Source organism: Pseudomonas sp. Sample_9, from assembly GCF_004307535.1.
GTDB lineage: Bacteria > Pseudomonadota > Gammaproteobacteria > Pseudomonadales > Pseudomonadaceae > Aquipseudomonas > Aquipseudomonas mercuritolerans.
Genome location: NZ_RAZO01000353.1, coordinates 22,298 through 30,060, shown reverse-complemented (window position 1 = coordinate 30,060; position 7,763 = coordinate 22,298). Strand labels below are relative to the sequence as shown.

At 60.1% G+C, this 7,763-nt stretch carries 2 protein-coding genes and 1 pseudogene; 1 reads left to right on the top strand and 2 read right to left on the bottom strand.

Annotated features, from left to right (window positions below; genetic code table 11):
* Nucleotides 1–491, bottom strand: a pseudogene (locus tag D6877_RS20325) (polyphosphate kinase); the annotation flags it as partial.
* A gap of 227 nt (nt 492–718) precedes the next feature.
* Between D6877_RS20325 and mnmC the strand changes: the two are divergent.
* Nucleotides 719–2,698 (top strand): bifunctional tRNA (5-methylaminomethyl-2-thiouridine)(34)-methyltransferase MnmD/FAD-dependent 5-carboxymethylaminomethyl-2-thiouridine(34) oxidoreductase MnmC, encoded by a 1,980-nt coding sequence (gene mnmC, locus D6877_RS20320; RefSeq protein WP_130911916.1) that lies wholly within the window; start codon nt 719–721, stop codon nt 2,696–2,698.
* A 3-nt stretch (nt 2,699–2,701) separates the two neighbouring features.
* Here mnmC and D6877_RS20315 read toward each other — a convergent pair whose 3' ends face one another.
* Entirely contained in the window at nt 2,702–7,534 is a 4,833-nt protein-coding gene (locus tag D6877_RS20315; RefSeq protein WP_130911915.1) for an NEL-type E3 ubiquitin ligase domain-containing protein, read from the bottom strand.
* Nucleotides 7,535–7,763: the final 229 nt, after the last annotated feature.

Here is a 7,763-nt window from a genome sequence, read left to right as displayed (position 1 = left end):
TTGAGCCGCGCTTTCATCTGCTTCTTGGACAGGTGAAACCAGAACTTGAAGATCAACGCGCCTTCATCGCAGAGCATTTTTTCCAGACGCTCAGCGCCGGCGATGGCCTGGTCCAGACGCGGATCCTTGAACAACCCATGCACCCGGCCCTGGAGCATCTGGCTGTACCAGTTGCCGAAGAAAACCCCCATTCGCCCTTTGGCCGGCAGCATGCGCCAGTAGCGCCACGCCGGTGGCCGGGCGAGTTCTTCATCGGTCTGCTGGTCGAAGGTGCGCACTTCGATCAGGCGCGGGTCCATCCATTCGTTGAGCAGCTTGACCGTCTCGCCCTTGCCCGCCCCTTCGATGCCGTTGATCAGGATGATCACCGGAAAGCGCTTCTGCTGCTGCAACTCGAACTGCGCTTCCAGCAAGGCTTCACGCAGCGCAGGGACCGCCGCCTCATAAGTGTCTTTGTCGATGGCGTGACCGATTTCAGCGGATTCAAACATTGGACGGCTCCTTCCAGGGTTCAGCAAGACTAGCGGATGATTGCAGCACCTGAACAGATCGCAGCCTTCGGCAGCTCCTACATTTGCAATGCGTTTCCCTGTAGGAGCTGCCGAAGGCTGCGATCTTTTGAAATTTTCCCTGACACGCCCAAATCCCGTCTTGTGCTGGATCAGGCAGCTCGCGCGTGATCGGCTAGAATGGCCGCCTTGTGTTTGCCGAGCCTGCCATGAAAGCCGAAATGCCCCACGCCCAACTCGACTGGGACGACCACGGACGCCCACGTTCGCGGGTGTTCGATGACGTGTATTTTTCCGATCAGTCAGGGCTGGAGGAAACCCGTTACGTGTTTCTTGAACAGAACCGTCTGGCCGAGCGTTTCGCTGCGCTGCCGGCCGATGGACGGCTGGTCATTGGCGAAACCGGCTTCGGCACCGGGCTGAATTTTCTCTGTGCCTGGCAGCTGTTCGAACAACACGCAGTGGCCGGTGCGCGCCTGCATTTTGTCAGCGTCGAGAAGTACCCGTTGGCGTCAGCGGATTTGCATCGGGCCTTGGCGCTGTGGCCGGAACTCAAGCCATTGGCCGATCAGTTGCTCAAACAGTACGTGGCGATTCATCAAGGTTTTCAGCGCATCACTCTGGCCGAAGGTCGAGTGACGCTGACCTTGCTGATCGGCGATGCGCTGGAGCAACTGCCGCAACTCGATGCACAGATCGACGCGTGGTTCCTCGATGGTTTCGCCCCGGCGAAAAATCCGGACATGTGGACTGCCGAGCTGTTCGTCGAACTGGCGCGCCTCGCCGCGCCGGGATCGACCATCAGCACCTTCACCAGCACCGGTTGGGTCCGCCGTTTGCTCAACGCTGCCGGGTTCAAGATGAAGCGCACGCCGGGCATCGGCCACAAATGGGAAATCCTGCGTGGCGAATTTCTTGGCTGGCCCGCCGAGGTGGCGGCGCCAATACCGGCGAAACCCTGGTTCGCCCGCCCTGCTCCATTGCGCGGTGAGCGCCGGGCGCTGGTGATCGGCGCGGGCCTGGCCGGCTGCGCGACGGCGTCGAGTCTGGCGGCGCGCGGCTGGCAGGTGAGTCTGCTCGAGCGTCACGCGGCGGTGGCGCAGGAAGCTTCGGGGAATCCGCAAGGCGTGCTCTATCTCAAGTTGTCCGCCCATGGCACGGCGTTGTCGCAGTTGATCGTCAGTGGCTTCGGTTACACCCGGCGCCTGCTGGAAAGCCTGCAACGCGGCAGCGACTGGGATGACTGCGGCGTGCTGCAATTGGCGTTCAATGCCAAAGAAGCCGAGCGCCACGGGCAACTGGCGGCGGCGTTTCCCGAAGATCTCTTGCAGTGGCTGGAACAGCCGCAAGCGCAGGCTCGCGCCGGTGTCGGCGTGGCCCATGGCGGTTTGTTCTACCCCGAGGGTGGCTGGGTGCATCCGCCGGCACTGTGTCAGGCCCAGGCGATGCACGCCAACATTGAATTGCTCAGCCATCAAGAAGCTTTGGCACTGCGCAAAGTCGCTGACCATTGGCAAGCGTTCGACGGCGAGCGTTTGCTCGCCAGTGCGCCGGTGGTGATCCTGGCCGGTGCTGCCGAAATCAAACGTTTTGCCCAGAGTGCCGAATTGCCGCTCAAGCGCATTCGCGGGCAGATCACGCGTCTGCCTGAAACCGCAGACAGTCGTGCGCTGGCCACCGTGGTGTGCGCCGAAGGCTACGTCGCCCCGGCGCGTCTGGGCGAGCACACCTTGGGTGCGAGTTTCGACTTCAACAGCGACGACCTGACGCCCACAACTGCCGAGCACCAAGGCAATCTGGCGATGCTCGAAGAGATTTCCAGCGACCTGCTGACCCGCCTCAACATCAACGAGCAGCCACTGGAGAATCTTGAGGGCCGCGCCGCCTTCCGCTGCACCAGCCCCGATTACCTGCCGATTGTCGGTCCGCTCGCTGATTTGCAAACCTTCAATCAAACCTACGCAGCGTTGAGCAAGGACGCCCGGCAAGTGCCGGACATCGCCTGCCCTTGGCTCGATGGCCTGTACGTCAACAGCGGCCACGGTTCTCGCGGGCTGATCACCGCACCGCTGTCCGGCGAACTGCTCGCCGCGTGGCTGGACAACGAGCCGCTGCCGTTGCCACGCAGCGTCGCCGAAGCCTGCCATCCCAACCGTTTCGCATTACGTCAGCTGATTCGCGGCAAGTGATGCTTATGTGTCGGGTTTGGCGCAGATACCGAGTTCGACCTGACGTATCGCATCGTCGGTCAGCCGTTCAATCAGCTTTGCATCAGCCTGCTCTCGTTCAAGCGCGATAGCTTTACCCTGGCTGGTGTAATCGGCCGAGGAAAGCGTCTCTTTCTGCTCATCCAGCTCGGTCATGCGTGGTGCGTATGTTTCATAGACCTCGTCGAACTGACTTGGAAACGTCTGTTTCAGGTGGTCGCACCAGAAAGTTTGACGCAACATGAACTTCAGCCACTCGGGAGAAAGTTCGGCGCTGTAGATCTTGCTCTTGGCCAGTTGCAGGTCGGCAGCAGTGACTTTGCTGTTATCGAGGTATCGCATGTGTCGCGGCTGGCCGGGCAGGTCGAGTTCTTCGGCAAGGCCGACGCGATAGGCCAGGTTCATTTCCAGGTGTTCGACAGTCGGAAGCCTGCTGTGGTGCTCCCGGGCAATTTCGTTGATTTTTTCCAAGCGGAACAAGCTGCGGCCCAGCTTCAGCAAGGCGCCGGCGGTGACCTTGCCCCCATTGGCAGCGTGGGTCACCCGATCGACCTCGACGGCAACTTCCAGATGACTGAAATTCATCGCCGCACTGTCCGTACAGTTGATGGGGCTGGCAGCCAGATTCAGCAATTGATCACACAGAACGCTATCAGCGTCTGCCGCTTCCAGAACAGTCCAGACGCGCCGCGTCATGTCTGCGCTGCTGTGCGCCGCATCAGCGGTATCGCCCAACTGGGCGAGCAAGTGAAACAGGCCTTCAGCGCGACAATCTTCGGCGAACGCCGTCCAGATTCGCGTCTTTTTCGCCCATTCCTCCCCGCCGGTTTCGGTAAACCAGAGCGAACGGGCCTGCTGTTCGTTCAACCGACCGATATCGTCTTCCGCATACCCCATGCCGATGCCGGAGTTGTTGCGATAGTTCTGCAGATGGGTCTTGGCGGTTTCCGAAAACGGGTTTCTCGCCATGTTGATCGCCCTGGCGAATTGGCGCGATGTCTGGAACAACCACTCCGGCAGCTCGCGCATTCTGTTTTCGCGCAGATCCATCCATTCGATATCGTGAAGATTGTTGAGGCCGTCGGGCAGCTCGGTGATTCCGGTATCGCGCAGCATCAAACGGCGCAACCCGGACATTCCCCTGACACTCGGCGTGGCGCCCAACGGGTTATAGGACAGATTGAAGTAGCGCAGCGTGTGCAACCGGTTCAGCTTCGCCAGAGTCTGCTCGGTCAATTGGAGTTGATTGTTGGCCAGACTCAAGCGCCGCAGTTGTGGCATGAGCGAGATCACCTCCGGAAGCTGAGTAATGCTGTTCTTGTCGAGTTCCAGTGACGTCAGCTGTTTGAACGATTCAAGGAAGTGGGCAACGTCATCCTTCAGGGCCATGTTCCTCATCGACAATTGCTGGACGTGATCGAAATTCAATTGCGCGGGTAACGCCGGTAATTTGCCGACACGCATATTATCGAGTTTGAGCGTGCAGAGTGACTTACCCGCCTCATCCTCACTCTCGACCCATTCGAATCGTCTGAACGCTTCCTCGATCAGCTCCGCGGCCAATTTGCGGCTGCGCCGTGCTTGTGCCAGGTCAGTGCCCACGGTTTGCAGGGCAGCGGTGTCGTCGCTCCAGTCAGACAACACGTTGCGTAAGGTCTTCAAATGCTTGCGCAGTTCTTTGACCTTGAGCGCCCGGCTCAATGGATCATCGCCCAGACCGTCGAGCAATTGCGCGAGCTGCGCTTTGCTCAGGCGCGGATAAAGTTTGCGCACCTTACGCAGCAAGCCCCAGGGGTGAGCCGTCACGACATCCTCGTCACCCTGAACACACTCAGGTTCGACGGCCAGCCGTGCGCTCCGCTCACCCAGCATTGTCCGCGCCGTAGCGTCGCGCTCGTCCAGTGCAACATCGAGCAGCTTGCTGCGTAAGCGTTGCGCATCGGTGCTCGCAGAATCGGCAAATCCGGCGGCGGAACGCTGTCGCGGCGGCAGTGCCTTGAGAATCGCCGTGTAGAGCCCGTCGGGCGCCGAGGCCACTTTTGCCCGTAATACTCCCGCACCGTCGAAGGCTTCATAACCCTGCGCAGTCTTGACCAGCGAGCAGGTATTGTCGGTGGTCGCAGTCATATCGCCGATGGCCTCCAGAATCGGCCCTGTGAGCGTCTTGTCCCGCAGTTCCAGGCGCAGTTGGCTGTCCCAGCCGCTCAGGCGAGGCAGCAAGCGGATAGCCAGTGCGTCAGTGTCGGCGTTGGCAAGCCCGGGCCAGTGCAAGCCAGTCAGTGCGCGATCGAGCCGAACCCTGGCGAGTTCTTGCCTGGTTTGCTGCCCGAGCCGCAAAGGCACCCGCCCGGTCGAACTCAAGTACACGCGTTCGGTACTCCGCGCGCGGTCAATCAGCCGTTGCCCGTGGCGCGCGGGAATGCCGGCAAAGGCCTCGCGCAGTTTGCGCAGATCCTGCGCGTCACTCTGGTCATAGCGCTGGTACATGCGCTCGAATGCTGCACGATGATCGGCCTTGAGCGCAGCGCCGAGCTTTTTCGCCAGCGCGGATGTCTGCGTGCTTTTCGCGACATTGCCACCGAGCAGCGCATCGACTTCCTGCTGGTAGAGGCCATCGATGACGGTTGGCAGCAATCGCCCCAAGGCCAACTGGTTGCGGGTGACCGGCACACCCAGCGTATCGTCGAGCTGACTGTTCGCAGGCCAGGTTGTTTCGACGTCGCCCTCATGACCAATGATCTCTATGTATCGGTCAGTCGGCCAGCCTGGCAGTTTCGTCAAGGCATGCATCTGCTCCTCCAGAGGTTGCTCGGAGTGGACCTCGCCGCTTTCCAGTTGCGTGATCAGCTCACGCAGCTTGCGCTCGATGCGCACGCGCTCGACCGTATCGCGCAGACGTACCGGCAAGCTCAGATTGTCGTTGAAGGTATCGAGCAAGGTCTGCTGCGAAGTGCCGCTGAGCCGGCGCATCATGTCCAGATCGGCGTCGACGAATTCGCTCAAGTGCGGGTCGATGCGCTTGAGGAGGTAGGCGCTACTGCTCCATTGCTCGGGGTCTTCGGCAGGCAGCCGCCAGCCCCCTTCGACGTGGCGGTTCAGCTCGGGCGCATAGGCTTGCGCGCGTTCGGCGTGTTCCAGACGCCAGCGCTGGGTATCGGGATCGAAGTCACCGGCGAACACACGATGGTCGACGCGACCGACGGTCTTGCGGCCAACCTGGTAGAACTCCTTGGAGCTGGCTTCGATGCTGAAGCCGGCGGGCAGAGAATGTTCATACGGGGCGAGGTCGGGTTTCCACAGGCGCGGCTTGCCGGCTCGATTGAGAATGGCGGTGAATTGCCCGAAGAACTGCGGATGTGAACGCAGCAATTTGCTCCCCAGTGCTCCCAGCGCTTTTTGCCCACCGGCGAACACGCCCATCAGCGCGATGTTCTCCACCACACTGAGCAGATGTGACAGCGCCTGCTGGTGATCGCCACGCCGCCAGTCCTCGACACCTTCGTAAACCTCACCGAGCAACTGGCCCACCGCGACGCCCATCATCAACTGGCCAAGCACGGGCACGAACAATCCCGCGACCGACGCTACCGCCACTCCCCTCTGGAGGAAGTCCAACAGGCGTTTCTGGCGCACTTCTTCATCGATATCAGCGGTGGGCACCGCCAGCTTGCGCGCATCGATCTGCAACTTGCCGACATGGCTTTGCACCATGAAATCGAACAGCGGCACGTTGATCGGCCACTGTTCGACGAACCCAAGATCAGGTTTTTCAGCGAGGGCCTTGAAGAAGTCAGCCTTGTCATCTTCATCAAGGCTGCGGGCAAAGTAATCCTGATAATCGCTGGCTTTGAGCTGTTCGGCGAGGTGGCGTTTGAACGCGTTGAAACTCGGGTATTCATACACCGCTCGCTGCGGCTCGCCGGGCATATACACCATGCATCCGTCCTCCGGATACTGTTGCACGGAGCGCTTGGAAAACACCACAACGCCCCACACGCAGCTGTCGAGGACCTTGATGCCCTGCATGATCATCGGGTCTTTGTCGTAGCGCAGGTTTTGCGCCGATGCCACGCCCTCGGCCAGCATCAGATCCTGCAGCATGCGCAAACCTGCCGCGGTGATATCGCCCTTGAGCGCGGCCAGATGAGCGTCCAGTTCCAGCAGCGATTGCTTTAATGCAGCGATATCGCGGGTCATGGTACTGGTTGCCACAACCTTGCCGTTTTCATCGTGCAGGCCGAACACTTTCTGGAAATGTTCCTGGTATTTTTTGCCCAGATCGAGCTCGCGACAAAACGCGGCAAACGCTGCTGGAGTCAGCTCCTTCACGCCGTCAGGCACACTGTTGATGCGCACCAGACTGCCAGCGGGAAAGCCGTCGGCCTGCTCCTCGTCTTCGGTGAAGTTCTGCATCGCTGCCTGCAACAGAGTCTGCGAGGCGTGCTTGACCAGGTCGATGTCGGCGTGATCGGTCGCGGTCGCCTCGCAGCCACAATCGACGCCTGGAAGACTGAGCACATCGAGGCCGACGTCATAGAGCGCCGGCCATTTCTTGCTCAGCGCGCTGTCGAGCTCGCTGATACAGAAACTGTGCAACGGTTTGAGCCCGGCCAGATCCTTGTCGACCTTGAGTTGCTTGCTGTGCAGCTCACGATTGAGTTCATCGAGCCTGGCCAGTTCGGCGGGCGAAGCCTTGAGCAAATGCGCCGGCAGGCTTTTTTCCAGGGCTTCAGCGACGTCGAGGTCGCCGGTAGCGTCGAACAAGATGCTCAGGGTCGAGGCTTGAACCTGTGGTTTTTTCTTGTCTTGGGTGAGCATGGCAATAGTCCTTTATTGCGGTTTGAAGCCTTGACCCTAACGGTGCCGGGCAGCCAATAACAGTTCAAATTCCTGCACAGAAACGAGGCCGATCAAGCACTTTTTGTCATCGATAAAATAGCCCTGTACCACCCGCGCGAGACGCCCACGTCCCAATGGGCTTATTCAAAAAAAGCGTAACGGCGTGATGAGCAATTCCGGCTCTGCATCAAGGCTGATAGCGTTACGG

What these genes read in the sequence shown, in the direction of transcription:
- mnmC (WP_130911916.1), top strand. Translation starts at nt 719, where the DNA reads ATGAAAGCCGAAATGCCCCACGCCCAACTCGACTGGGACGACCACGGA.
- D6877_RS20315 (WP_130911915.1), bottom strand. Translation starts at nt 7,534, where the DNA reads ATGCTCACCCAAGACAAGAAAAAACCACAGGTTCAAGCCTCGACCCTG.